The sequence below is a fragment of the Qipengyuania sp. 902 genome, from assembly GCF_051195295.1.
Classification (GTDB): domain Bacteria; phylum Pseudomonadota; class Alphaproteobacteria; order Sphingomonadales; family Sphingomonadaceae; genus Qipengyuania.
Genome location: NZ_JBNJLJ010000001.1, coordinates 92,756 through 117,409, shown reverse-complemented (window position 1 = coordinate 117,409; position 24,654 = coordinate 92,756). Strand labels below are relative to the sequence as shown.

At 60.1% G+C, this 24,654-nt stretch carries 26 protein-coding genes, 1 tRNA gene and 2 pseudogenes; 15 read left to right on the top strand and 14 right to left on the bottom strand.

All coding sequences use genetic code 11. The features are described 5' to 3' along the window. Positions 1-229 precede the first annotated feature (229 nt). From ACSH0F_RS00540 to groES, 3 genes are all read right to left on the bottom strand, one after another. Positions 230-421: a DUF465 domain-containing protein gene (locus ACSH0F_RS00540; RefSeq protein WP_435198897.1), complete on the bottom strand. Its 192-nt coding sequence runs from the start codon at positions 419-421 to the stop codon at positions 230-232. 150 nt (positions 422-571) lie between these two features. Further along, a complete protein-coding gene (gene groL, locus ACSH0F_RS00535; protein WP_160607421.1) occupies positions 572-2,191 on the bottom strand; it encodes a chaperonin GroEL in 1,620 nt (539 codons plus the stop codon). Between the two features lie 52 nt (positions 2,192-2,243). Continuing rightward, positions 2,244-2,558, bottom strand: coding sequence for a co-chaperone GroES (groES, locus tag ACSH0F_RS00530; protein ID WP_435198895.1), 315 nt, complete (start codon positions 2,556-2,558; stop codon positions 2,244-2,246). A gap of 263 nt (positions 2,559-2,821) precedes the next feature. On the opposite strand from groES, the gene ACSH0F_RS00525 reads away from it, so the two are divergent. Together ACSH0F_RS00525 and ACSH0F_RS00520 are read left to right on the top strand one after the other, a co-directional pair. Next, positions 2,822-3,055, top strand: a complete 234-nt coding sequence (locus tag ACSH0F_RS00525) for a hypothetical protein (protein WP_435198893.1) — start codon at positions 2,822-2,824, stop codon at positions 3,053-3,055. Beyond that, positions 3,052-3,321: an usg protein gene (locus ACSH0F_RS00520; protein ID WP_435198891.1), complete on the top strand. Its 270-nt coding sequence runs from the start codon at positions 3,052-3,054 to the stop codon at positions 3,319-3,321. The genes ACSH0F_RS00525 and ACSH0F_RS00520 overlap by 4 nt, the downstream gene beginning before the upstream one ends. 304 nt (positions 3,322-3,625) lie before the next feature. Here ACSH0F_RS00520 and ACSH0F_RS00515 read toward each other — a convergent pair. After that, positions 3,626-3,742 (bottom strand): annotated as a pseudogene (locus ACSH0F_RS00515) (transposase); the annotation flags it as partial. Between the two features lie 239 nt (positions 3,743-3,981). Between ACSH0F_RS00515 and ACSH0F_RS00510 the strand changes: the two are divergent. From ACSH0F_RS00510 to ACSH0F_RS00500, 3 genes are all read left to right on the top strand, one after another. After that, positions 3,982-4,308, top strand: a complete 327-nt coding sequence (locus ACSH0F_RS00510; protein WP_435198889.1) for a hypothetical protein — start codon at positions 3,982-3,984, stop codon at positions 4,306-4,308. Positions 4,309-4,461: 153 nt separating this feature from the next. After that, complete coding sequence (locus ACSH0F_RS00505; protein ID WP_435198887.1) at positions 4,462-5,835, top strand: glycosyltransferase; 1,374 nt, start codon at positions 4,462-4,464, stop codon at positions 5,833-5,835. Continuing rightward, positions 5,826-6,755 carry a hypothetical protein gene (locus ACSH0F_RS00500; protein WP_435198885.1) on the top strand — a complete coding sequence of 310 codons (930 nt, stop codon included), beginning with the start codon at positions 5,826-5,828 and terminating at the stop codon, positions 6,753-6,755. Before ACSH0F_RS00505 ends, ACSH0F_RS00500 begins: the two co-directional genes overlap by 10 nt. 206 nt (positions 6,756-6,961) lie before the next feature. On the opposite strand, the gene ACSH0F_RS00495 is transcribed toward ACSH0F_RS00500, so the two are convergent. Continuing rightward, complete coding sequence (locus tag ACSH0F_RS00495; protein WP_435198883.1) at positions 6,962-7,447, bottom strand: hypothetical protein; 486 nt, start codon at positions 7,445-7,447, stop codon at positions 6,962-6,964. Between the two features lie 907 nt (positions 7,448-8,354). Between ACSH0F_RS00495 and ACSH0F_RS00490 the strand changes: the two genes are divergently transcribed. The 4 genes from ACSH0F_RS00490 (at position 8,355) to ACSH0F_RS00475 (ending at position 11,539) form a co-directional block, all read left to right on the top strand. Then, entirely contained in the window at positions 8,355-9,035 is a 681-nt protein-coding gene (locus tag ACSH0F_RS00490) for a tyrosine-type recombinase/integrase (RefSeq protein ID WP_435198881.1), read from the top strand. Positions 9,036-9,117: 82 nt separating this feature from the next. Then, a complete protein-coding gene (locus ACSH0F_RS00485; RefSeq protein ID WP_435198879.1) occupies positions 9,118-9,768 on the top strand; it encodes a hypothetical protein in 651 nt (216 codons plus the stop codon). Further along, the gene (locus ACSH0F_RS00480; RefSeq protein ID WP_435198877.1) at positions 9,765-10,220 is read left to right on the top strand and encodes a hypothetical protein; all 456 of its coding nucleotides are present in this window, start codon (positions 9,765-9,767) and stop codon (positions 10,218-10,220) included. The genes ACSH0F_RS00485 and ACSH0F_RS00480 overlap by 4 nt, the downstream gene beginning before the upstream one ends. A gap of 200 nt (positions 10,221-10,420) precedes the next feature. Continuing rightward, positions 10,421-11,539, top strand: coding sequence for a tyrosine-type recombinase/integrase (locus ACSH0F_RS00475; RefSeq protein WP_435198875.1), 1,119 nt, complete (start codon positions 10,421-10,423; stop codon positions 11,537-11,539). Between the two features lie 189 nt (positions 11,540-11,728). Here the strand turns inward: ACSH0F_RS00475 and ACSH0F_RS00470 are convergent, their stop codons facing one another. From ACSH0F_RS00470 to ACSH0F_RS00450, 5 genes and pseudogenes are all read right to left on the bottom strand, one after another. Next, positions 11,729-12,013: a hypothetical protein gene (locus ACSH0F_RS00470; RefSeq protein ID WP_435198873.1), complete on the bottom strand. Its 285-nt coding sequence runs from the start codon at positions 12,011-12,013 to the stop codon at positions 11,729-11,731. A 21-nt stretch (positions 12,014-12,034) separates the two neighbouring features. Further along, positions 12,035-12,852 (bottom strand): annotated as a pseudogene (locus tag ACSH0F_RS00465) (IS5 family transposase). A gap of 39 nt (positions 12,853-12,891) precedes the next feature. After that, positions 12,892-14,778, bottom strand: a complete 1,887-nt coding sequence (locus ACSH0F_RS00460; protein WP_435198871.1) for a PAS domain S-box protein — start codon at positions 14,776-14,778, stop codon at positions 12,892-12,894. A 339-nt stretch (positions 14,779-15,117) separates the two neighbouring features. Next, positions 15,118-15,318, bottom strand: coding sequence for a DUF6961 family protein (locus ACSH0F_RS00455; RefSeq protein WP_435198869.1), 201 nt, complete (start codon positions 15,316-15,318; stop codon positions 15,118-15,120). 99 nt (positions 15,319-15,417) lie between these two features. After that, the gene (locus tag ACSH0F_RS00450; RefSeq protein ID WP_435198867.1) at positions 15,418-15,768 is read right to left on the bottom strand and encodes a thermonuclease family protein; all 351 of its coding nucleotides are present in this window, start codon (positions 15,766-15,768) and stop codon (positions 15,418-15,420) included. Between the two features lie 505 nt (positions 15,769-16,273). Between ACSH0F_RS00450 and ACSH0F_RS00445 the strand changes: the two genes are divergently transcribed. Beyond that, a tRNA-Gly gene (locus ACSH0F_RS00445) sits at positions 16,274-16,347 on the top strand. 1 nt (position 16,348) lies between these two features. Here ACSH0F_RS00445 and ACSH0F_RS00440 read toward each other — a convergent pair. Further along, positions 16,349-17,392 (bottom strand): PLP-dependent cysteine synthase family protein, encoded by a 1,044-nt coding sequence (locus ACSH0F_RS00440; RefSeq protein ID WP_435198865.1) that lies wholly within the window; start codon positions 17,390-17,392, stop codon positions 16,349-16,351. Between the two features lie 32 nt (positions 17,393-17,424). Continuing rightward, positions 17,425-18,219: an SDR family oxidoreductase gene (locus tag ACSH0F_RS00435; RefSeq protein WP_435198863.1), complete on the bottom strand. Its 795-nt coding sequence runs from the start codon at positions 18,217-18,219 to the stop codon at positions 17,425-17,427. 79 nt (positions 18,220-18,298) lie between these two features. Between ACSH0F_RS00435 and ACSH0F_RS00430 the strand changes: the two genes are divergently transcribed. From ACSH0F_RS00430 to ACSH0F_RS00415, 4 genes are all read left to right on the top strand, one after another. Next, a complete protein-coding gene (locus ACSH0F_RS00430; protein ID WP_435198861.1) occupies positions 18,299-18,859 on the top strand; it encodes a TMEM165/GDT1 family protein in 561 nt (186 codons plus the stop codon). 90 nt (positions 18,860-18,949) lie between these two features. Next, complete coding sequence (locus ACSH0F_RS00425) at positions 18,950-19,411, top strand: Dps family protein (protein WP_435198859.1); 462 nt, start codon at positions 18,950-18,952, stop codon at positions 19,409-19,411. A gap of 72 nt (positions 19,412-19,483) precedes the next feature. Beyond that, the gene (locus ACSH0F_RS00420) at positions 19,484-20,104 is read left to right on the top strand and encodes a 6-phosphogluconolactonase (RefSeq protein ID WP_435198857.1); all 621 of its coding nucleotides are present in this window, start codon (positions 19,484-19,486) and stop codon (positions 20,102-20,104) included. Then, complete coding sequence (locus ACSH0F_RS00415) at positions 20,092-20,562, top strand: NUDIX domain-containing protein (RefSeq protein WP_435198855.1); 471 nt, start codon at positions 20,092-20,094, stop codon at positions 20,560-20,562. The genes ACSH0F_RS00420 and ACSH0F_RS00415 overlap by 13 nt, the downstream gene beginning before the upstream one ends. Here ACSH0F_RS00415 and dinB read toward each other — a convergent pair. Further along, a complete protein-coding gene (gene dinB, locus ACSH0F_RS00410) occupies positions 20,559-21,686 on the bottom strand; it encodes a DNA polymerase IV (RefSeq protein WP_435198853.1) in 1,128 nt (375 codons plus the stop codon). The two genes, ACSH0F_RS00415 and dinB, sit on opposite strands and share 4 nt — an antisense overlap. A gap of 65 nt (positions 21,687-21,751) precedes the next feature. Between dinB and ACSH0F_RS00405 the strand changes: the two genes are divergently transcribed. After that, positions 21,752-23,017 (top strand): multidrug effflux MFS transporter, encoded by a 1,266-nt coding sequence (locus ACSH0F_RS00405; protein WP_435200491.1) that lies wholly within the window; start codon positions 21,752-21,754, stop codon positions 23,015-23,017. Here the strand turns inward: ACSH0F_RS00405 and ACSH0F_RS00400 are convergent. After that, positions 23,014-24,564, bottom strand: a complete 1,551-nt coding sequence (locus ACSH0F_RS00400) for an acyl-CoA carboxylase subunit beta (RefSeq protein ID WP_435198851.1) — start codon at positions 24,562-24,564, stop codon at positions 23,014-23,016. The genes ACSH0F_RS00405 and ACSH0F_RS00400 overlap by 4 nt on opposite strands. Positions 24,565-24,654: the final 90 nt, after the last annotated feature.

Here is a 24,654-nt window from a genome sequence, read left to right as displayed (position 1 = left end):
GCAATCTGGGCATGAGAGGCGCCGGGAACCAAGAGCCGACGCCCTCTGTCCAACCGGATCCGTTATGGCATCCGGTACTGAAAAAATTGGGAATCGCGCAATTGGTTTCAAGGCCCGATAAAAATTTTTTCTGAGTTTGTTGTCAGTGCTTTGCAAGAGAAAACCAGGCACACCGATAGAGGTGCGCCTGGCCTTCTTCCAGGAGAGAATATGATTGGATGCAGTCCGTCTACGCGGTCAGCCGATCGCTGCTCGCGTGATCGGAAGTCCAGCTTTGCATCTGGTCCTTGAGCGCCAGTTTGAGCTTCTTCAGGCGGGCAATCAGAATTTCGTCAGGCCGGGGTCGCCTGCTTTCCAGCCGGATTTCGTCCTCCAGCCGCGCATGTTCGCGTGCAAGATAGTCCAGAAACCTGTCGGTCATTATCTCCTCCTCTCTCATTCGACCGATTTTCCGATGTCGCCGTGTTGGGAGCCTGCCGGGTTTCGAACAGCGTGTGCAGGCATCCAAGGGGCACTGCCGTGCACGGGCGGATGGGAGAGCGCAGCTTGATGCCGCGCTCTCCACACCGGATTAGAAGTCCATCGCCGGCATCGGTGCGGGCGTGTCTTCCTTGGGCAGTTCGGCTACCAGCGCCTCGGTGGTGATCAGCAGCGAGGCGACCGAAGCCGCATCCTGCAGCGCCGTGCGCACCACCTTCGCCGGATCGATGACACCCGACTTCACCAGGTCTTCATATTCGCCGGTCGCGGCGTTGAAGCCATGGTTGTAGTCGTCGCCTTCGAGCAGCTTGCCGACGATATAAGCACCGTCCTCGCCCGCGTTTTCGGCGATCTGGCGAGCCGGGGCGCGCAGCGCGCGGCGAACGATGTCGATACCCGACTGCTGGTCGTCATTGGCGGCCTTGAGGCCCTCCAGCGACTTGAGCGCGCGCAGCAGGGCGATACCGCCACCTGGCAGGATGCCTTCCTCGACAGCAGCACGGGTTGCGTGCAGCGCGTCGTCGACACGGTCCTTGCGCTCCTTGACCTCGACTTCGGTCGCACCGCCGACGCGGATGACGGCAACGCCGCCAGCCAACTTAGCCACGCGTTCCTGCAGCTTTTCACGGTCGTAGTCGCTGGTCGTGGTCTCGATCTGGGCGCGGATCTGGTTGACCCGGGCGTCGATGTCGGCCTTGTTACCGGCACCATCGACGATGGTGGTGTTGTCCTTGTCGATGATGACCTTCTTGGCCCGGCCGAGCATGCCGATTGTGACATTTTCCAGCTTGGTGCCGAGTTCCTCGCTGACCACATTGCCGGCGGTGAGGATGGCAATATCCTCCAGCATGGCCTTGCGGCGATCGCCGAAGCCGGGTGCCTTGACCGCCGCGACCTTGAGGCCGCCGCGCAGCTTGTTGACCACTAGGGTAGCCAGGGCTTCGCCTTCGACATCCTCCGCGATGATCAGCAACGGCTTGCCCGACTGCACGACCTGTTCGAGCAGCGGGATCAGCGCCTGCAGGTTCGACAGCTTCTTCTCATGGATGAGGATGTAGGGATCCTCGAGTTCCACCTTCAGCTTTTCGGCGTTGGTCACGAAGTAGGGCGAGAGATAGCCGCGATCGAACTGCATGCCTTCGACCGTTTCGAGCTCGGTTTCGAGGCTCTTGGCTTCCTCGACCGTGATCACGCCTTCGTTGCCGACTTTGTCCATGGCTTCAGCAAGGATGCGACCGACGGTTTCGTCGCCATTGGCGGAAATGGTCGCGACCTGTGCAATTTCGCTGTTGGCGGACACCTTCTTGGCATGGCTTTCGAGGTCCTTGACCACGGTGCCGACGGCGAGGTCGATACCGCGCTTCAGGTCCATCGGATTCATGCCGGCAGCAACCGCCTTGGCACCTTCGCGCACGATGGCCTGGGCAAGAACGGTGGCGGTGGTGGTGCCATCACCCGCCTTGTCGTTCTGCTTGCTGGCGACTTCGCGCAGCATCTGTGCGCCCATGTTTTCGAACTTGTCCTTGAGTTCGATTTCCTTGGCGACAGTGACGCCATCCTTGGTGATACGAGGAGCACCGAAGCTCTTCTCGATCACCACGTTGCGGCCCTTGGGGCCGAGAGTTACCTTGACCGCATTTGCAAGCGTATCCACGCCGCGGAGCATGCGATCACGCGCATCCGACGCAAACTTTACTTCTTTCGCAGCCATCTGGCCTGCTCCTTTCTCTTCTTTCGATTGAACCGAAGATCGGGTTGGTTGCTTACGCCGCCTTTTTGAGCTCGGCGGCAGTTTCGATGATGCCGAGGATGTCGCTCTCCTTCATGATGAGCAGGTCCTCGCCGTCGATCCGCACTTCGGTGCCGGACCACTTGCCGAACAGGATGCGGTCGCCCGCCTTGACGGCGAGTTCCACCAGCTTCCCTGCATCGTCACGCGCCCCCGGGCCAATGGCGACGACTTCGCCTTCCATCGGCTTTTCCTTGGCGGTGTCAGGGATGATAATGCCGCCGGCCGTCTTTTCTTCGGCCTCGATACGGCGAACCAGCACGCGATCGTGCAAAGGTCGGAAATGCATGCATAACCTCCATTACAAAGCGAAATGACTTACAGCGCCTCCCCCGGATGATCGGCAGGAGGCATTTCGCGATCTAGTTTTGGCGAAAACGGCTTCAAGAGGTCCAAATCAAATTTTTTGGCACTCACCGATTGCGACTGCCAATGGGCGCTTTCCGGAGGCCTTATCAGGGTCTTGACGGTCTGAAATCGACTCACAAAATACGCCGAGCGGAGCAATCCGCTGTTAGTGACCAGCGGCAAGGCAGAAAGGAGGATGTTCCCATGTCGCAACCATTCGCACGATATTTGCATCCCTTCGATGTAGCGCATCATCCCTCGCTTGAGCCCGAAGTGAAGCGAGCCATCCTGGCTTCCTGGGCGTCCGATCGGCATACCGTCGAAAACCCGCCGGCGATGCGCCAGCCCCCCGAACTCAAAGGTCCGGTTTGCGTTGACGACGTATTCGCGGCGCTGCGCTCGCTCGACGGCCCGGACAGCCAGCCCACGCTGCAATGACCGATCGCGCTTTCCTGGTTCAGCTGGACGGATATGGGCTGACCACGGCAGAAATCTGCTATTTCATGCCGGATCACCCTTCGCTCCTGCAGATCTATGCTTGGCAGGAATACGATGCAGCACCGGATTTCCCGGTGCTGTTCGATTTCCTCGCACATTGGCGGCGAGAGATCGAGGCGGAGATCAGGTCAGTCCGTATCGCACACGAAAAGATGATCCGGCCAGCGCGCTGGCGTTCGGCGGATGGCGTGATCTCGTGGGACTAGCAGAGCCGTGTGATTGAGCTTGGTAACCCGGACGCGCGCCAATGGAAGCAAGCTGCTGACTGGTAAAATCTGAAACCCTTCGACCAATTGATAGGCAGCTTTTCGAGTTTCCCCCACTGAAAGCTGCCAGTCGGTTTGCGGCCCCAATCCTGCCATTCCGCAAAGCGCCCCAATTCCGGCCGTTCCGACGGCCTCGAGAATCGCCCGAGAGCGGCCGCCTACTCAGCGTCGCGTTCTGTCAGCTAGTCTCGCTAATTTGACTGACTAGCTAACGCGATAAATCTCAGAAATGGCAATCTGCGGAATAGAACGTCGCCGAGCTGATCCCATGACGACGGCATACCTCCGCCGTCGGCATGCCAGCCTCCTGCTCCTTCAAAACCGCGATGATCTGCTCTTCGTTAAACCTACTTCGCTTCATTGTCGTCCGACTCTTTTGCGTCGGACTCTACCTCTGAATGGTAACAATCAGGGGAGCACGTCAACAGGCCTGAACGACCGCTTCTAGGTTGTCTCACATAAGCGCGGATCTTCCGTGATTGGGTGGGAAGCGGACGCGCCAAATACGCTGAATTAACTTATGTGGGAAATAAAGCAGGGTTGAAGCGTCCTTTTGTCACTGGCGGGTGAAACACTCCGCGTCGATCAAGGGTCGAAGATTTGTCACAGTTTGGAGGTCGGAAAGGCTCGCATGAGGAACATCGCTATACGAACCTGCGCCCGGCAAAGGTGTTCGGGCTTGCCGCAGTAGCCGCAGGAAGCGCGCTTGCCGTCGTGTGGGGGGCGTGGTCGGCACTGGATTTCGCAACCAAAAACGAGCGGGTTGCCGATCCGCCCGATCTCAAGCGTGTTGTCGATGAGATTACCGAAAGTGGCCGCGAACTGGCAGCGCGCGGGAAAGGCCGTGCCTCAGATCGCCAGGAAGGCGATGCCGGCCTTCGCGGCGAAGATGCCGAAAACCATGACGCTGTCGATGATACGTTCTAGGATGGTGTCCTGCATCCCTGATCTCCTGCTTTCCAAGAGGGTTCTCGCAACGAGGCCTTGCCACCGGCTTTCTGTTCATGATTACTGGGCCGTTTACGGCCTTTCGATCGCACGCGGCTGACTTTACGGCCTTTCGATCGCACGCGGCTGACGATGACCTATCACGATCGCAACCTGCGTCCGGCGGAGGCCGAGAACGAACGCTTCTGGCGAAAACGCCAGCACGCGGCGGCGCGGCGTTACTTGCTTGGAAGTGCCCTTGCAGCCCTATGGGTGATTTTCAGTATCTGGATGTCGCTGCCTTGGCTGGAGGATCTGGGCAATCTTTCCCATCCTGTCGTCGCACTTTTCGTGCTGACGTTCATCGCCTACGTTCCCGGCTTCATGAACGCCTTCCTGCTGGTGAGCCTCGTCCTGCGGCCCAGTTCGCGCCGAAAAACTCCGGAGCAATGGCCAGCGATCAGCATCTTCGTAGCGGCCTACCAAGAAGAGAAACTGATCGGCAAAACGCTGCGCAGCATGGCCGAATTGGAATATGCAGGGCCGCTGGAAGTGCTGGTGATGGACGACGGATCCACCGACGCGACGCCCCAGCGCGTGCGCGAATGCGAGGCGCTGTTTGCCGGGCTGCCGAACAAGACGCTGCGACTGGTGCGGGAAGAGCGCAATCGCGGCAAGGCGGCCGTGCTTAACCATGCCCTCCAGCTCGCCAGCCACGATCTCGTCATCACCATCGATGCTGACACCCTGCTGCAGAAGGACTGCATTACTTCGCTAGTCGAGCATCTCGAAGCCAGTCCGCCCGAAACCGTGGCCATTGCCGGGGCAGTGTTCGTTGCCAACTACGACGAAAGCTGGATCACCCGCGCCCAGCAGTGGGACTATTTCCACGGCATTGCCGCGGTGAAGCGGATGCAGGGAATGTATTACGGCACACTCGTCGCGCAGGGTGCCTTTTCCATCTATCGCAAGGAAGCCCTAATCGCAGCTGGCGGCTGGCCGGATACCGTGGGCGAAGACATCGTGCTGACATGGTCCCTGCTTCGCGAAGGCAGGATCGTGCGTTACGCGGAAGACGCGATCGCCTGGACCCACGCTCCGGCCACATTCGGCGGCTTGGCACGGCAGCGCAAGCGATGGGCGCGCGGAATGATAGAGGCGCTCGCGCTGCACCGGCCATTGCTCACCATGCCACGAATGCGCACCCAGTTCATCTGGTGGAACCTGCTGTTCGTCAGCATCGACCTGACTTTCACCTTCGCCTTCATCCCCGGCCTCGTCCTCGCCTTTCTCGGCATCTTCTGGCTGGCCGGGCCGATCACGCTGCTGGTGCTGCCGCTGGCGGCATTCTGGAACATCGTGATCTACCGCATCCAGACGCGGATGCTGCGCCGCATGGACGTGGCCATGAAGAAAAGCCTGCCCGGCTTCATTCTCTACGCCTTCATCTATCCGCTGCTGATGCAGCCGGTTTCCGTGTGGGGCTATTTTTCCGAGCTTTTCGGAAGGAGGAAACAATGGAATTGAATTTCGCCCTTCGCGGCGCCGCCGTGCTAGCGATGCTGCCCTTGGCCGTGCAAGCAGCGGCGCAGGAGCTGGACTCGGACATCGCTGCGGGAGGCGAGGTGTTCTTTTCTTCCGACAGCGACGATACCGAGATCGTCCGCACGGCCCTCGATTTCGATCTCGACAATCGCGGGGAGGACACCCGCTATGGCATTCGCCTGGAGAAGGCGTGGTATGACCCATCGGACACCGGCACGCGCGAACGCGAACGCGTGTTTCTGCGCGCGCAGGACGCTGGCGGAGAATGGGACTGGTCGGCCCTGATCGGCACCGACGGCGATACCATCATCGGTGCAGCCTCGATCCACGACAACTCCGCCTGGCGCAAGGAGGCGTTCATCGAGCGGGACATCGTCGTCACCCCGCGCGGGCTGGACGAAGGCATCTATTCCACCTTCCTTGGCGCAGCCATCGATCTTCCGGCTGACGAGAACAACATTTTCACCGTGCTGGCAGGTGTGCAGGAGTTCACCGGAGACAACGTGCGCCTTCATGCCCGCGGCAATTTCGTGCACGTGCTCGACAGAGAGCTCGGCCTAAGCGCGCAGTTGCGAACGCGCTATTTCCGCTCCACGGAACCCGGCGAATTCGATTACTACTCACCGCGCTGGTATGCGCAGGCGATGCCGGTCATCCAGATGCGCCGCTTCGTTGGCGGATGGGAACTGGTGGGCGCATTGGGCGTCGGCGCTCAGCGCGATGCCACGAGCAACTGGCGTCGCTCCGACTTTGCCAACGTTCGTGTGCGCAGCCCGCGTAACGACCAGAACTGGCAGGTTTACGCCGATCTCATCTACACCAATACACCGGGCGACAGCACGGTTGCGAGCGTGGACTACAACTACTTCCAGACGCGCATAGGGTTCACCCGCAGGTTTTAGGCCAGACGGGAAAAATCGCGCTAGGCGCCCTTGTCACTTCAACGCGTCACCGCGAGCGCGCAAGGATCGGGACCATATCGCGATACGTCCGCAATCGGGTCGTTAGCCGAACGTCGGCTATGCAGGGCCACACTACTAATACCGGACAGACCGCTATCGGCCCCAAAATCAGCCAATGTGGCTCTCATTAACCGGTTACGGCAGGTTTATTCTGACTCTTCGGGAAATTCTGGCGGCCATTTATACAAACCGGAGTTCCTGAACGCGACCCAAGTCGGGTCATTATCATCCTGGAAGAGCCCGGGAAGGATAGAGGTATGGTCGCCGGCCGGATCAATATCGAAATAGTCCTTCATCCAGCGGCCAGGCTTAAACTGGTAGATCGAGATCTCGCCGTCGTCATCGACGTTGAAAGAGAGGCGACGCTCGCCGAAGAGCTTCACGTCGTAGTGCTTCCAGCCCTTCCGCTCGAGAAGCGACTCTCCGATCATGGTCCGAGACTTTGCCGCGAAGCAACGGAAACGATCGGGAAGGATATCGATCCTCAGCGGCGCGAGATCGATCAGGAGCGCATTCATTGCAGCCCCGGGATAATTGCAGGGCACTGACTGCCCCTGTTCAACTGCGAGTTGAACGATCGCCGAATGTATTTTGCGCACGCGCGCGTGCTGCTGCTCACGGTGGGAGCCCATAGAGCTTTTCCTATATAGTGATCGCGCCACACGCACTCCCGCCGGGAGGCACCTGGACAACGAGAGTTGGGGGAGGGCCTTCAATTCGAAAGCTTGTGAAGTATAGTCGAATTGCCTTCAGGAGTCAAGTAAGAATCTGAAAAGACTCCATTTTCTTCCGAAAGACTTTGATGCGCGGCCGGATGAGAAAATAGCACAGCCCGGCATCGGTCGCGCGTTTTACCTGGCTAGCTGTGAGTCCGACAAAGCGAGAAAACGCGATCAGCAAAGTGAGAAAATCGGCAGACAGATAAACATCTGAAAATAAACAGAGAATCTGTCCCTCTATCCGAGAAAAGGGCCAATGTTTCGCTTAGCTCCCGCTCCAGACCCCTTCCGCGCAATTTAATTTCGCCACCGCAACCAATTATGTCGGTGCGGTTTAATTGCCCATTTCGAGCGCCATAAGTGCCTGATTTTGCTGATTCTTCTGGGAAAACCGAGAAAAACCGATTTCCTCGGTTAGTTCAAGATCTTGATGGGCGGAGGCGAAACCCGGAGCCGTTCGGGAATCTTGGGCCGTGGCAGAGCACTCATCGGCACTCTGATTCGCGCTGGACAAGCGCACCGCTCACCCTTTGGCCTACGTAAAGCTGATCCAGATTGGGACGCTTGGCGTCGTATCATGGGCTTGATCACGCAAACGTGGCGATCTGTCAGGATTGAATAAAAAAATAAATATAGAACAGGCCAATACGGAGCATGTGTAAAGTAAAGAGTCCCCATAATACTGACCAGTTCTTATTAAATCTACGTCTGTTAAGGTTAACGGGCGATTTAATGCAGAAAATAAATTTTCAGGTACTTGAGTGACTGCTCCAAATCTGAATGATCATGCTCATTCGAAACAGAAAAGGAGCATGGAATTTTGAAACGCACCATACATAGTCGCTACCGCGAGCTGGCGCTCGCACTTGCCGAGGAGAAGCTGTCAGCTGCCCGGTCTCGGAAGGCAGCAGGGAAAAAGGCACCCATTTTGAGCCCGCAACAGATCAAGCAAATGGAGCAGTACATTGAGGAGTGTTCCAACACTCCTGCAGCAGATTGCCTCGCGTTCCGCCTTTCATATCTCGCGGGCCTTCGCGCTGCCGAGATAAATCGTCTCTCGATTGCCGACCTCGTCGAGAAGGACGGATCGATCTCGAGCACCGTCACTGTCCGGCCCACAGTCGGCAAGGGGAAGAAGGGCCGGAATATTCCGATGCATCCGAAGATTTCGTCTGCCGTCGAACGGTTCATGGTGCTTCACCCGGAAATGCCCTTCGTGACCTTCTCGCGCCAGGCCTGGAGGAGAGGTGATCCGCCGAGACGGCAGAGTATCACCGCTTGGACTAATTATATTTGGGATCTCTATCGGCGGGCAGGCTTGCCGGCGCATTCCAGCCATTCCGGCCGCCGGACGTTCATCACCAATCTCGCACGCAACCTGGGCAAGCAATTCTCTCTTCGCGATGTGCAGTTGCTCGCGGGCCATGCGCAGCTCGGGACTACCGAGGTCTACCTTGAGCCAAGCACAAACATCACCGATCTGGTGGGGAGGCTCAAATGAGCGGGGCAATGCGGCAAGCCGGTTGCCAACACGTTTCTCCCGTCCCTCCGAGGTCAGACCGGATCTTCGAAGGAGACGTGACATGAACCCCAAGCCCGCATTCGACTATCGCGATTTCCTCGGACAGCATTGGGACATTCATCTCGATCCCGATTCCTCACGCCGGCTCGTCATAGGCGCGGCTGCATCTCGTCAAGGCTTGGCTGTCGTCGCTCTTTGCGAAGGGAAGATCGCGAGCCCTAAGCTCGAGAGTTACGCGCATGTCGTTATCGGGCCGATCGAGGACGACTGGGAGTATATTGCACTACTGATAGGTCAGCTCAGGGCAATTCTCGAGCCTCCGGTTATCTCGAAGGTCTACCTTCGCGTCGATCCTAATTCGGCGGAAGACGTATCTACCCGAATTTACAATCGTCTTCGGTCTACTTTCCCGACCCAAATGGTGCTGGTTGAAGACAGCCGGATTACGGCATGGTGCCATAAAGCATCATGCACCGTCCGATTGCCCGATATTCCCGCAAACGATGTCTGGACGAGAGATCTTCTCCGTTCGGCAGCGCAGACTGTCCTCTATGCAGAACTGTGTCTTGAACTCGCGCCGAGGCAGGAGGTGCTTGCCGCAAGCGTTCCTCTCGGGGGGCAACTCGCACGCAGCTACTTCCGCCAACTTCATGAAAGGGAGGCCAAAGACCGAGGCATCTCCGGCTCTGGATCCAAAGGGGGATCCAAATGATTCGTGCGACAGCAATAAATTTCAGCAAGCCGAACCTCGATATCGTCACGCTCTATCGTGGGCGTTCAGGCGAAATCGCGATCGACGACAAGCGCACTGCACAGCTGCAATTTGCGAGCCGCGAGGCCTCCGAACTCGAGGTTACCCGCCAGGCAATTATTGCACTGCTCAGCGAGTGGCGAATCTGCCGCCTTGCTCTCCGCGTCGGAGCTGACAGAGGGGCCTATCTACTTAACCCGTTGGCGTACAAGCTCGAAGCAGCGCTTCAGCTGACGCCGCGGTTGCGTTTGGATTGCTTTACTGTTGCTGAGGTTGCGGGCTTCGGCCGCAGGCACAGCGACGATCTTCCCGAACCGCAAACACGCTGCGTCGGCAGCGCTGGGCGATCAAGTCAATTAAACGCCATTCGTACGGCAGGCCTCTCCATGTTTCTGGCCGAAGGTCTCGCCTAGAAGATGGGTACCCAGCTGACCAACCGAAGGTATGCCAGGAAGGCAGATATTGTCCGGGCTGTCGAGGCAGCGCGCGCAAGCGGGCTCGCGGTCCGATCTCTCGAATGCCGGCCAGACGGAACAATAAGGCTCTTTCCGGCTACTGGCGAGCAAAGAGAGGAACATTCGGACTTCGACGCTTGGGAGGCTGCCGGCCGCCTATGATCGAGGGTGTTCACTTTGTTCCAGTAAGACGCGCAGGCCAGCCGACGACTTGGTATGTCTATGCGTGGCGCGGAGGCCCGCGGATCAAGCGGGTGCAGGGGCGGGCCAAACCGGTCCTGACACATCAGGACCTGGGTGCGTTGAAGGCAGCACTCGATAGTCGGCGCTCCGTTGACCCGACTATCCTTCGTTCGTTGATCCGCGAATGGCGCTCGGAAGATCCTGAAAGGCCTTCGAGCCCCGAATGGGAAGCTCTCGCGAAAAGCACCAAGAAGACCTGGGGGTCGGCGCTCGACCGTATCGAGGAGCGATGGGGAGATATTCCTCTCTCGGTTTGGGATGATCCACGAATGGTATCCAAGGTGGTGGCTTGGAGGGATAGTCGCGCATCCACCCCACGCGCGGCTGATATCGGGGTTCAGACGCTGCGGGCTTTGCTTGAGTTCGGCCGCCTTCGCGGACGCGTGGCTATGAATGTCGCGAACGGAATTCCCTCGCTTTACCGAAACGGCCAGCGTGCCGAGATCATCTGGACCGGCGAAGACATTGAGAAGTTCATTGCGACGGCTCTGGAGCTTGAACGTCCGCAGCTGGCAGACGGTATACGGTTGGCCGCATTGACCGGGTTACGTCGGGCTGACCTCGTAACACTCGAATGGGAACACATTGGTGAAACCGCGATCAGGAAGCGCGCCTTGAAGACGAGCCGCAAGAAACGTCAGTTTGTCACCATTCCGATTGTCCCGGCTTTGAGGGCTTTGCTGGATGAACTGCGGACCCGAAAGCGTGATGCTGGGGTCAGCACGGTGCTCGTGAACAGTTTCGGCGAACCTTGGTCTGCTGACGGGTTCGGAGGTTCCTTCAACCGTGTCCGCGATCAAGCTCAAGTGGTACACATCAATCCCGATACCGAGGCGCGTAGTGCAAAGCATCTGCACGACCTGCGGGGAACCTTTTGCACCCAGTTGCTTGCTGATTACGGCCTATCCGATGACGAGGCGGCCGGAATTATGGGTTGGTCGCTGGAAAAGGTTTCGTCAATTCGGCGGGTCTATGTCGACGACGCCGCCCTGATTGGCTCTCTCGCCAAACGAATGTCCGCGCCAGGGAAATAATCTAGAGTTATGTGCCAAAGGGCCGTTCACCAACGAGTCTGCCAGTTTGGTAAAATCACGGTCTTTGTGTCCCCAATATCGGACGTTCGACCCGTCGCTATCCGATACCCGAAAGTTATCATTTGTTCGGAGCGGATGAAAGAGTGGACTATCAAAGGCTTGGCTACAGTCACTCGGCGGCCCAGCAAATTACCCCAACCTCTTGTCGACGTTCAACCGGATCCCGTAGATTGTTACACCGAAGTGCGATTGGCGGCATGCAGGAAGGCTGAAACTGCCCTCGTGCCCGAGCACCTTCCAGATGGTCGATAGGTGGCCTACGGTCGCGCAGCCGGTCAACAACAGATAGCCGAGCGCCAGGCGATACACCGCGGTGCGCTCGATCGGCGATTTCTCCGCCGCCCGGTAGCCCTCTTGCACGTCGAGCGCGAGAACGGCGAGGCGCCGAACGGCCGATCGAGGAATGCGCTGCATCTGCTCCCATTGCACGCGTTGCTATGCTTCGTGGACAAAGGGTATCCAGAGTTTCACTGAGGCCAGCGCGACGAAGCCCAGGTAGGACTCCCTGGTTTTGTCGTAGCGGGTGGCTACCCTTCGCCAGTTCTTCAGCTTGTTGAACAGCCGCTCGACCAGGTTGCGCCAGCGGTACTTTGCGCGGTCGTGCGGAGCAGGCGTGCGGCGGTTGGCCTTTGCAGGGATGACCGCTTCGACGCCGGCAGCGGCGATCTCTTGGCGGATGGCATCGGCGTCATAGCCGCGGTCGGCGAGGAACGCTTCGATCCGACCCTCGATCATGCGGAACAGCGGAGCGAAGCCCTGTACATCGTGCGCCTGGCCGGGCGTCAGCACGAAGCCGAGCGGAAGCCCCCTGGCGTCGCATCTGGCGTGGGGCTTGGTGGTGAAGCCTCCTCGCGATCGGCCGAGCCCCTCTGTTTGCTGAGTCCCCTTTTTATGCCGACTGCACAATGATGTGCTCGGACCACCGTGCTGTCGATCATATCGGCGGCTATATCGCGCCCCGCCAGTTCGGCCAGCGTCTCGAGCATGGCATCGAACACGCCGGTCGTGACCCATCTTCGGTAGCGCCGGAAGACGCTGTTCCACTTGCCATACTCATCCGGCAAATGCCGCCACTGCGCACCGGTACGGGCGATCCACATCATGCCTTCGAAATAGCGGCGGTTATCCTGCGCAGGCCGGCAACCCCGCCCGCGCTCCGACGGCAGCAGCGGGCCGATCAGCTCCCACTCGTCATCCGAAACACCAATCCGCTCGCCCAATGCCGCCTCCAAAAGGCAGCCTTGAATCAACACCCGAGTCTCAGGTCAAGCTTTGTCCACGAAGCCTAACTTTCAAGAGCAAAGAGAGCTTATCGCAGTTGCAAGTTCATCCTCGGTGTACGGCTTGGAAAGGCGAGGTAGTTTTTGAGCCCGTCCCTCCGGCAGTTCCGCAAACCCTGATGCGATGATTATTTTTAAGTCGGGGTCACGATCCCTTGCCCTCTCTGCCAATTCAGCCCCTGTCATACTTGGCATCGCATAATCTGTGATCATGAGGTCAATTTCTTCGTTCTCGAGGATTTCCAAGGCTGCTGCGCCAGATGAGGCTTCAAAAACCTGATAACCCATCTCTTCCAGGATCGTTGCTGTATTGAGGAGAATGATGCCATCGTCATCGACAGCTAAGATACGCAATGAGGTATTCGATCGCTCTGTCGCAGGAGGTTTTTCTGGTCCTTCCGAGTGTTTCTGTTCCGCGATCTTCAATAGGATTCTTGCCGTAGTCCCTTCGCCAGGGACGCTATCGAGCAAAAAGCGCCCTCCGCATTGCTCGACCATGCCTCGGACCATGGAAAGACCTAGACCGGTGCCTTTGCCGACCTCCTTCGTTGTAAAGAACGGATCCATTGCTCGGGCTTGAGTATCGGCATCCATGCCTTCGCCCGTGTCTCTGACCAATAGTTCGACAAGAGTTTCGCCATCTCCTTCCGGCGCAACTTCAGTTGCAGTGATCACGATATTGCCGCCATTCGGCATCGCGTCCCGCGCATTAACTACCAGGTTCATGACCGCCAACTCGATCTGGGCCGCGTCGGCAGTAACAAGTGACAGATGCTTGGGGAAATTTCTATGGATTGAAATGTTCGGTCCGATCGTGCGCTGAAGGAGTTCCGTCATTCCGTTGACGGACGCCTTCAAGTCCACTGACTCTAATTTTAATTCCTGCTTTCTTGCGAACGCGAGCATTCGTTGGGTCAGGGTCGCCCCTCGCTCTGCTGCGTGCGCCGCATTGCTCAGAAAATCATCGGCGTTTTCTCCCTTTTCGATCCGACGCCTGGCCAGCCTTATGCTGCTCAAAATCGCGGCTAGAATGTTATTGAAGTCATGGGCTACGCCTCCAGTAAGCTGGCCGATTGCCTCCATCTTTTGTGATTGGAAAAATTGCTCACGAGAGGCGTCAAGTTCCTCCTGCGCTAACTTGCGTTCGGTTAGATCTCGGGTGATCTTGGTGAAGCCCTTCAATTCGCCATCGTCGCCGCGTATCGGATCAATCACCACGCTCGCCCAGAAGCGACTGCCATCTTTGCGTTTACGCCAGCCTTCGGCCTCGAAGCGACCGTCCGTCCTGGCCTTTTCGAGTGCCTGCTCGGGAATGCCTGCTTCAAGGTCCTTTGCGGTATAAAAGCGTGAGAAATGACGTCCGATGATCTCTTCGGCTTTGTAGCCTTTGAACCTTTCGGCTCCAGCGTTCCAACTCGACACCTTCCCGGTCGGATCGAGCATATAAATTGCGTAATCTGTTACCCCTTGGACAAGCAGTCGAAATCGCTCCTCGCTTTCCCGCAAGGCAAGCTCAGCAGCCCTCCTTTCCGACAAATCCCTGGTGCTTTTTGCGAAACCAATGTGTTCGCCATTTTCCTCGAAGATCGGTTCGATTGCCGCGTTAGCCCAGAAGCGGCTGCCATCTTTGCGTACCCGCCAACCTTCTGCTTCATACTGACCTTCTTTCAGAGCCAGATGAAGCGCCCGGTCTGGCAGTGTTCGATCGCGGTCCTCGTCAGTATAGAAGCGAGAGAAGTGCTGGCCGATAATTTCATCGGCCTTATAGCCTTTCAGGCGCTCTGCTCCCGGGTTCCAACTTTTTACGACCCCTTCGCGATCGAGCATATAGATCGCATAATCCTTGATACTCTTGATGAGCAGCTCAGCGTCCTCGCCCACTTTTGACAGCCCAGTCATCGTTGTGAATACCCCAATGCGACTAACTCACCTCTGTTCTGCTTCGTTCCGTAGAGGACCTGAACTGAGCCCTCGGTTCCTAATTTTCTAGCGGTAAATTAACAAGAAGGCGAAGGGTAGCCACCCGCTACGACAAAACCAGGGAGTCCTACCTGGGCTTCGTCGCGCTGGCCTCAGTGAAACTCTGGATACCCTTTGTCCACGAAGCCTAGAACAAAAAGACAGGTAACTTGCGAAGGCTTCCGCTGATCCGAGGGAGTGTTCTCAGTCAAACCTCTGGTCCCGAAGGCTCGCGATCAACATGCGGAATCGGCGAAAATTGTACCGCCCGCATTTGTCTCAGTGCGGCAAAGGGGCGTCAGCCTCGTTCAATTTAACATATCGACGCGCGACATTCCTCCAGAGCTGCTTGCCTCCGTGGTCGCCTTCCGCGTCAAAATGCAGGACACGTTCGGCGATGAACCTCTCGCCATCCTCGCCGTGTTCACGATCGACCCAGAGCGCCATGGCCCATAGTTCCTGTTCACGCGTCACAGCCATGACCACACCCACCGCGCGGCTAAGACCAGCACCCAGATATGGAAGGCCAGGAGCAGGCTGAATTCGACGTAAAGGATGGCCCGCTCGAAACTCACTAATCTAGCACCACGGCTCGCGACGGCCGGACCAAGTTCGAGCTAACCCTTCCGAAACGATCTGGTCGCCAATCGATCGCCCTAAACGATGCAGCACAGCCAGCGTCCGACCGTAGCGATCATTGCCAGACCGGCTGATTGTGAACGGACCAGCGTTCAAAAGCTGAATCAGCCGACTGCGTGCGCTAAGCGCCAAGTTTCGCTCAGAAGCACACTGTCCGTTCAATTCCGGCGTCTCGATGTCGGCGATGCGGATTTTTTCGCCTTCGATCCAAACCGTGTCGCCATCATGGACGCAGTGGTCGCGGGGGCCAGGCGAGCAGACGGCGAGTGCAGCGGTGGCAAGTAGAAGCATGTCGCCAGCTTAGCGGCAGTTTCCAATTTTTCCTACTCGGAACAAATGTGAAACATAGGCGATCCCGATTCGGAGATTGACATGATTATTTTGGATGCCCCGATTGTCGCTGCCTTTGCAGCCTTGCTGACTGCCGTCTCGGCACTGGTCTGGTCGTTGAGACGTAAACCGTGAACAGCAAGCGGCTACATGGCATCGGTGATTTTCGCTGACATGGCTACAGTTTGGAGATGGATTGCCGCTCCTGCGGTCCGGTCGCTATTCTTGATCCTAGAGACCTCATAATGACATCGGGTCTATCCGTTCGTTGGCTCTTGAAGCCCGAGTCACCATTGCCGAAGAGGCCGCAAACGGACCGACATTGGGTTCAAGCGGGTACCGTACGGCTAAATCCTAGAACGAAGCCATTGACCGAAAATCTGAACCGCCTCATGGATACCCCAGCAAGCTTGCTGTAAAATCGACTGTAAAATTTGCAGTGACGTCGCAGCCAAGTGATTGATTTGCGGGTGTAGCTCAATGGTAGAGCAGCAGCTTCCCAAGCTGACGACGAGGGTTCGATTCCCTTCACCCGCTCCATTCAGAACCTGCCGGTCTCGAAGAACCCCCTGATCCGCTCGCGCGGCTCCGCCACGTCCAGGCCCTTCGCTTCGAGCCAGTCGGCATCGAAGATCGTGTCGGCATAGCGCGCGCCGTCGTCGCACAGGATCGAGACGATCGAGCCTGCCTCGCCCCGCGCAGCCATTTCGGCGGCGATGATGGCGCAGACCCACACGTTGGTGCCGGTCGATCCGCCGCAGCGGCGGCCGAGCCGCTCGCTGACTTCATGTGCGGCGGCGATGGAGCAGGCGTCGGGCACGGCTTCCATCCGGTCGATCACGTCGGGCAAGAAGCTCGGCTCGACCCGCTGACGCCCGATCCCCTCGATACAGCCGGAGGAATGCTCGACCCGGGTGACCGACCGGTCGGCCCAGTGGCGGTGGAAAACCGAGCCTTCGGGATCGGCGACGCAGACTTTCGTGTCGTGCCGGTTGTAGCGGGCGAAGCGGCCGATGGTGGCCGATGTTCCGCCTGTTCCAGCCCCGCAGACAATCCAGCGCGGCACCGGATGCGGTTCGCGCGCCATCTGGGCGAAGATCGATTCGGCGATATTGTTGTTCGCGCGCCAGTCGGTCGCACGCTCGGCGAAGGTGAACTGGTCGATATAGTGGCCATTGAGATCGTCGGCGAGCGCCTGGGCGGCGGCATACATCTCGCCCGGCGCATCGACGAAATGACATTCGCCGCCGTGGAACTGGATCGCCTCGATCTTCGGCTTTGCAGTCGAGCGCGGAACCACAGCGATGAAGCGTAGGCCCAGCATGCGAGCAAAATACGCTTCGGAAACCGCAGTCGATCCGCTCGACGCTTCGATTACCGGCGTGCCTTCGCAGATCCAGCCATTGCACAGGCCATAGAGGAACAGCGACCGCGCCAACCGGTGCTTGAGGCTGCCGGTCGGGTGACTGGACTCGTCCTTCAGATAGATCGCGATGTCGGGCAGTGCGGGGACGGGCAGGGGGATGAGATGCGTGTCGGCCGAGCGCGTGAAATCCGCCTCGATCCGCCCGATCGCCCAATTCACCCATTCGCGTTCGCTTACTCGCTGTCGCCCTGTCACTTGGGCGGCATCCGGATCGCTCCGTCCAGCCGGAACTGGTGGCCGTTGATGTAGCTGTTTCGCGCGATCTCCAGGATCAGCGAGGCGAATTCCTCGGGATGGCCGAGCCGCTTGGGGAAGGGGACGCTGGCGTTGAGCTGGTCCCACATCTGCGGATTGCGGTCTTTCATGCCGAGCATCAGCGGCGTCGCGAATATGCCGGGCATCACCGAGTTCACGCGGATGCCGATGTCCATCAGGTCGCGCGCCATCGGCAGGACGAGGCCGTTCACCCCGGCCTTGCAGCTGCCGTAGATCACCTGGCCGATCTGCCCGTCCTGCGCCGCCACGCTGGCGGTCAGCGTGACGCAGCCGCGCTCCCCGTCCTCGTTCAGCGGTTCGGAGTTCGCCATGCCGAGCGCGGACAGGCTGGCAATGCGATAGGAAGAGACGAGGATGCCCTCGGCGCCGAAGGCATAATCCTCGGTCGCGAGCCGCTTGTAGCGTCCGTTCTCCTTGTCCCAGCCGAGCGTCTTGCCGCGCCGACTGGTCATCGCGCAATGGACCGTCACGCGTTCCTGCCCGTGCGCTTCGCGTGCTGCTGCGAAGCCGTCGACCACAGACTGCTCGTCGGTAATGTCGACCCGGGCGAATGTGCCGCCGATGGCCTCGGCATGCGCCTTGCCGCTATCCTCGTCGATGTCGAAGATCGTCACCTTGAGGCCCGCATCCGCCAGTGCCTGCGCGCTGGCCTTTCCGAGGCCCGACGCCCCACCCGTGACGACTGCTGCCATGCCTGCCTTGAGTTCCATCGCCTGCTCCTCAACCTTTGCCTGAAAATCTGACGTGCTATCGCACGGGTGCACGGCAAAGCCAAAGGGGCGATCGCAGATGACATCCTTCCTGTTCGCAATGGTGGCGAGCTTCCTCGCCGCGACGGGATCGCGTGACCAGCTGCTCGTCGCGCATCTGCGGGAGCGATTGGGAGGTTCGTACGCGTTGCTGCTGCTGGCGATAACGACAGCCATCGCGACCGCGTTCATCGCCGCGTGGTTCGGGGGGACCCTCGCCGGGCAGCTTTCGAGCGATGCGGCGACCATGTTCGTCGCGATCGCCATGCTGCTGGCGGCGGTCGAGTGCGCCTGGCCGAACCGCGCTCGCACGCCACAGGAACCGACGCGGTCGCTCGGCGCAATCGGGATCGTGCTGTTCCTGAGGCAGCTGACTGATTCCTCGCGTTTCCTGATCGCAGCATTTGCTGCCGCGCTCGCGTCGCCGATGCTGGCGGCGAGCGGCGGCGCAATCGGGGGGGCGGCCGCGGTTTGCTTCGGCTGGTTCCTGGGCGGAAAGCTGGAGCATCTGCCACTACGGCTCATTCGCCTGTGTCTTGCAGCCGTGCTATTTCTGCTCGCTGTATGGATCGGCCTGACCGCACGCGGGTTGATCGGTTAGATCGATCACAATCTCAAGGAAGCTCATGGAAACCGATTGATCGGCTGTCCGTTGATAATACGTAATCCGAAGATAAAAGGGAAATTCGATATGGCCGAACTCGGCGACAATGCGAAAGTCGGACTCGTCTCTGCGCTCAATGGCGCGCTGGCGGACACGATGGCGCTCTATTTCAAGACGAAGAACTTCCACTGGCACGTTGCGGGGCCGCGCTTTCGCGATCTCCATGTCCTGTTCGACGAACAGGCCGCCCAGCTGATCGGCACCGTAGACGATCTTGGCGAGCGCGTGCGCAAGAACGACGAATACACGCTGACCTCGATCGGGATGGTGCAGTCCGAAACCCGCATCAAGGACCAGGACGACGTTACTCTTACCGCCGATGCCATGGTCGCGGAACTTCGCGACGACAACCGCCTGCTCCACAAGCGCCTCGGCGAAGTGAAGGAAGCGGCCGAAGAGGTCGGTGACAACGCCACCAGCGGTATCGTCGACGACTGGATCGACCAGTGCGAGGAGCGGATCTGGTTCCTCAACCAGACATCCAAGTAAGCGAATAGCTATTCGTGACATGTCCGGCCGCCTTCACCCTTGGGTGCGGGCGGCCTTCGTGTATCAGAGGACATGGCTGACATTACATTGATCGAAAATGCGGACGATGCGGCGATTGCCGAGTGGTTCGCGCGCGAAATCGGCACGCGGATGGCGCAGAACGACGGACCGGTTACCATCACCGTCCCCGGCGGCTCGACGCCCTTTCCCATCATGGAGAAGCTGCTCGAAGAAGATCTGGACTGGTCCCGCCTCGTTGTATGGCCGGGCGACGACCGGATCGTGCCGGAGGACCACGAGGCGTCCAACACCGGCAAGCTGCGTGCCCTGTTCGAGCCTGCCGGGGCCGAGGTCGTCACGCTGACGGTAATGGAGGCCGTGCCCCATTTCGATCTCGCATGGCTGGGCATGGGCGCGGATGGCCACATTGCCTCGCTTTTTCCCAATACCGACCCGCAACCAGACGATCCGCGGCCGATCCTGCGTCTGACGCCCGATCCGCTTCCGCCGGAGGCCCCCTTCGATCGGATCACCCTGACCATGCCCTCGCTGCTTGCCAGCGACGCGCTCGTCTTCGTCATGCGCGGGCAGGAGAAGCGCGCGGTGTTCGATGCGGCGGCGGCGGGGGAGAACGATTTGCCGATTGCGCGGCTGCTCGGCGCGGCTAAGCAACAGGTGACATGCTTCGTCTGATCCCCGCGCCGCTGTTTCGCCAGGCCCTGCGCGTCGCGCATAAGCTGCGGCACCATTGGCGCAAATGGCGCGGCATAACGCCGCACGGCGTCTGCGTAATCGCTCGCGACCTGGAGGGGCAGGTGCTGCTGGTGCGGCATAGTTACGGCCCGCCGGGATGGTACATCCCGGGCGGCGGTCTCAAGCGAGGCGAGGATCCCGAAACTGCCGCTCGGCGGGAACTGCGCGAGGAAACGAGCTGCGAGATCGATGGACTCAAACCGCTCGGCGAGGTGCATGAAACGCTGTCGGGCGCCCCGCACATGGCGCATGTCTTCACTGGCGTGGTCGACGACATGCCCAAGCCCGACGGCCGCGAAGTGGTGGAAGCGCGCTTTTTCCCGACCCATTCGCTGCCCGAACCGCTGGCACCGAGCGCACGGCGGCGGCTGGAGGTCTACACCAAGCGCCGGAGCTAGAGCAGGCTGAGCTGGGCATCGGGACGCGGCTTCTCAGCCTCGCCATTGCTTTCCAGTTTCGACAGCGTCAGGCCCATCAGGCGGATCGGCATGGGCAGGGGCAGGACCTCTTCCAGCAGTGCGCGGCCGATACCGGCAAAGGTTTCCCGGTCGGTAATCGGCGTATCCACGGTCTTTGCCCGGCTGAAGATCGTGAAGTCGTTATACTTCATTTTGAGCGTCACCGTGCGGCCCTTGGCTTCGGCCCGCTCGATATAGCCCCAGACGATGTCGATGATCTCCTCCATCGTCTCGCGCAACTCGCTGCCTGAGGAGAGGTCGCGGCTGAAGGTGCGTTCTCCGCCGACCGATTTGCGCGTCCGGCTGGAGCGGACGGGCCTGAGATCAATCCCGCGCGCCGCACGGTAGAGATAATCGGCGAAGCTGCCGAAATGCGCGCGCAGCCACTCAATGTCCTTGGCCGCAAGATCGCCGCCGGTTTCGATCCCCAGCCGTGCCATCTTCTCTGCGCCCTTGGGGCCGACGCCGTGGAACCGCCGGATCGGCAGCGTGCTGACAAATTCGGCGCCTTCGCCGGGGCGGATGACGCACATCCCGTCGGGTTTGTTCTGGTCGCTGGCGATCTTGGCGAGGAACTTGTTGTAGCTCACCCCCGCACTGGCGGTGAGGCGCGTCTTCACGCGGATTTCCTGCCGGATGAGTTCCGCGATGCGGGTGGCACTGCCGATACCGAGCTTGTCCTCGGTGACATCGAGATAGGCCTCGTCCAGGCTCAGCGGCTCGACAAGGTCGGTGTGGTGGCGGAAGATCGCGCGGATCTGCTGGCTGACCTCGCGATAGGCGTCGAAGCGGCTCTTGACGAAGATCAGGTCCGGGCATTTTCGCTTGGCTGTCACAGAGGGCATGGCGCTCCGCACGCCGAACTTGCGCGCTTCGTAGCTGGCAGCCGCGACGACCCCGCGCCCACTCGATCCACCCACGGCGACCGGCTTGCCACGCAGGTCCGGATTGTCGCGCTGTTCGACGCTGGCGAAAAACGCGTCCATATCGACATGGATGATCTTGCGCAGGCCGTCGGCCTCGCCTGCCTCCTCGTCATCCGTGCGTTTTTCGCCATCGCTCATGCAGGAATAGATAGGGCAGTGGGTTGCAAAGCGGAACCTTGTGAGCCACCTGCCATTTTGTGCAGATGCGAAACGATCAGCTAGCTTCGGGCGAACGCCCTTCGGCCGCATCGGCCACGCGTCCGCACATCGGCGAGCGCCAGCTGATCTGGATGATGGCGCTGTTGATGGCGCTCAACGCCTTCGGGATCGACGCGATCCTGCCCGCGCTGGATGCGGTGGCGGGCGACCTCGGGGCGCAGGGCAACGACCGACAGTTCGTGGTCGGCGCCTATCTGCTCGCCGCCGGGATCGGAACGCTGGTGCCGGGAGCCTTCGCCGACCGCTACGGACGCAGGCCCGTGCTTTTCACCGGCCTGTTTTTCTACATCGTGCTGTCGGTCGCCTGCGCGCTGGCGACGACATTCGACATGCTCGTGGGGTTGCGGGCGGCGCAGGGCTTCTTCGCCGCCGGCATCATCGCCCTGCCGCCCGCCATCATCCGCGACCGCGTGGGCGGCGACAAGATGGCGCGCATGATGAGCCTGATTTTCGTTATTTTCCTGCTCGTGCCCGCCGTCGCGCCCAGCATCGGACAGGCGGTGCTGCTGGCATTCGGCGACTGGCGCTGGATCTTCGGCGCCATGGCCGTTGCTGGCTGTGTGATGAGCCTGTGGGTTTATACCCGCCTGCCGGAAACGCTGCACGAGGACGACAAGCAGGAAATCCGCATACCGGTGATCGCGCGCAACATGCGCAAGGCTGTCACCCTGCGCGAGACAATCGGCTACACCCTCGGCAGCGCGCTGGTTTTCGGCGGCTTGTTCGGCTTCATCAATTCCAGTCAGCAGTTGATCGGCGAGGCCTTCGGTGCGGGCGACCGCTTCCCGCTGATCTTCGCGATCTGTGCCGGTTGTATGGCGATAGCGAACTGGTCGAACAGCCGCATCGTCGAGCGGTACGGCGCAAGACGCGTGAGTCACGTGGCCCTGTTCGCCTTCATCGCAGTGGCCGCGGCCCAGCTCTATTTCGCCAATCAGCCGGACGAAAGCCTGTGGACCTTCGTGCCGCTGATGGCCGCCAACATGAGCCTGCTCGGTTTCATCGGGGCGAATTTCGGCAGTATCGCGCTGCAACCCTTCAAGCACATCGCCGGCGCGGCCAGTTCGGCGCAGGGCTTCCTGCGGATGACCAGCGGCGCGCTCCTCGGCGCGTTCATCGGCTATGCCTACGACGGCACGGCCCGTCCGCTGGCGCTGGCATTGCTGTGCACTGCGGTGCTGAGCCTCGTATTCGTTCTGTTCAGCGAGCGCGGCGCTTTGTTCGGTCCACCGGAGCCGGAGACGGACTAACCCTCCGCGCGAAGCCTGCGCCAAGCCAGCTCCGCAAATTCGCACAGCAAGGGCCGCGTGTCGCGCGGGTCGATGATGTCCTCGACATTGAAACGCTCGGCGCTGCGGAAGGGGCTGGTCACCTTGTCCAGCCGCTCGCGGATCGCGGCGAGTTCTGCCTCCGGGTCCTCGGCCGCTTCGAGGTCGGATTTGTAGGCGACCTCCAGCCCGCCCGCGATCGGCAGGCTGCCCCAGTCGCCGCTCGGCCAGCAGAAGCGGTATTGATAGGTTTCCGCATTGCTCATCGCGCTGCCGGCGATGCCATAGGCGCGGCGCAGCACCACGCTGGCGAGCGGGACGCTGGCCTTGTAGACCGCGTTCATCGCCTGCACGCCGTAGCGGATCGTGCCCGCCATCTCCGCCTCGCGACCGATCATGAAACCGGGATTGTCGACCAGGTGGACGATCGGCAGGCGGAACTGGTCGGCGAGCTTCACGAACCGCTCGACCTTTTCGCTGGTCTTGGCGTCCCAGCTGCCGCCGAGATAGCTCGGGTCGCTCGCCAGCACCGCGACCGGCCAGCCGTCGAGTCGGGCCAGCGCAGTGATGCAGGCGCGGCCCCACATCTTGCCGATCTCGAACACGGTGCCCTGGTCGAAGACCATCTCCATGCAGCGGCGCATGGAATAAACCTGTTTGTCCTCGCGCGGGACGAGGGAGAGCAGCGCATCCTCGCGCCGGTCGACCGGGTCGCGGCATTCGGTGCGGCGGGCGAGCTGGCCGACATGTTCGGGCATGAAGCTGAGGAAATGCCGCGCGCGGGCGAATGCTTCGGCCTCGCTGGCGACCTCGTCGTCGACCACGCCGTTGCGCGTGTGGATGCCGCTGCCGCCAAGGTCTTCCTTGGCCTGCTGGTGATCGTCCGAACCCTTGTAACTCTCGCCGAGGCCATCGACCACGGCGGGTCCGGCGGCGAAGATCTGGCTGAGGCCTTTGACCATGATCGAATAATGGCTGGCGACGATCCGTGCTGCGCCGAGTCCCGCCGTGGGGCCGAGCGCCAGCGCGACGACCGGCACGGTGTCGAGGTTTATGACCACATCTGACCAGCCGGGCACGGCGGGAATATAGGTCGCACCGATCTGCTCCAGCGTCTTGACCGATCCGCCGCCGCCGGTGCCGTCGATCATGCGGATGATGGGAAGCTTGAGCTCGTGCGCCATCTTCTCGGCCTGCACCATCTTGCGACTGATTCCGGCATCCGCCGCGCCGCCGCGAATTGTGAAGTCGTCTGCCGTGGCGACCACCGAGCGACCGTTGATTTTGGCCTTCCCGAACAGGAAGGGAGCAGGGAGGACGGATTCGAGATTGCCGTCCGCGTCATAGGTACCCTTGCCTGCGATCTTGCCGATTTCGCGGAAGGAGCCATCGTCCACCAGTGCAGCGAGCCGGGCGCGGGCGTCCATCTTGCCGCGCCCGTGCTGGCGCGCGACCTTGTCCGCGCCGCCCATCTGCTCGGCGAGGGCTTCGCGCTGGCGCAGTTCTTCGAGTTCGGCTTCCCAACCCATCCCAGTCTCCGTTCGGGCTGAGCTTGTCGAAGCCCTGTCCTTCACTTAAAGCGCAACGCTAGAAGAAAGTGCAGCCCTTCGACAAGCTCA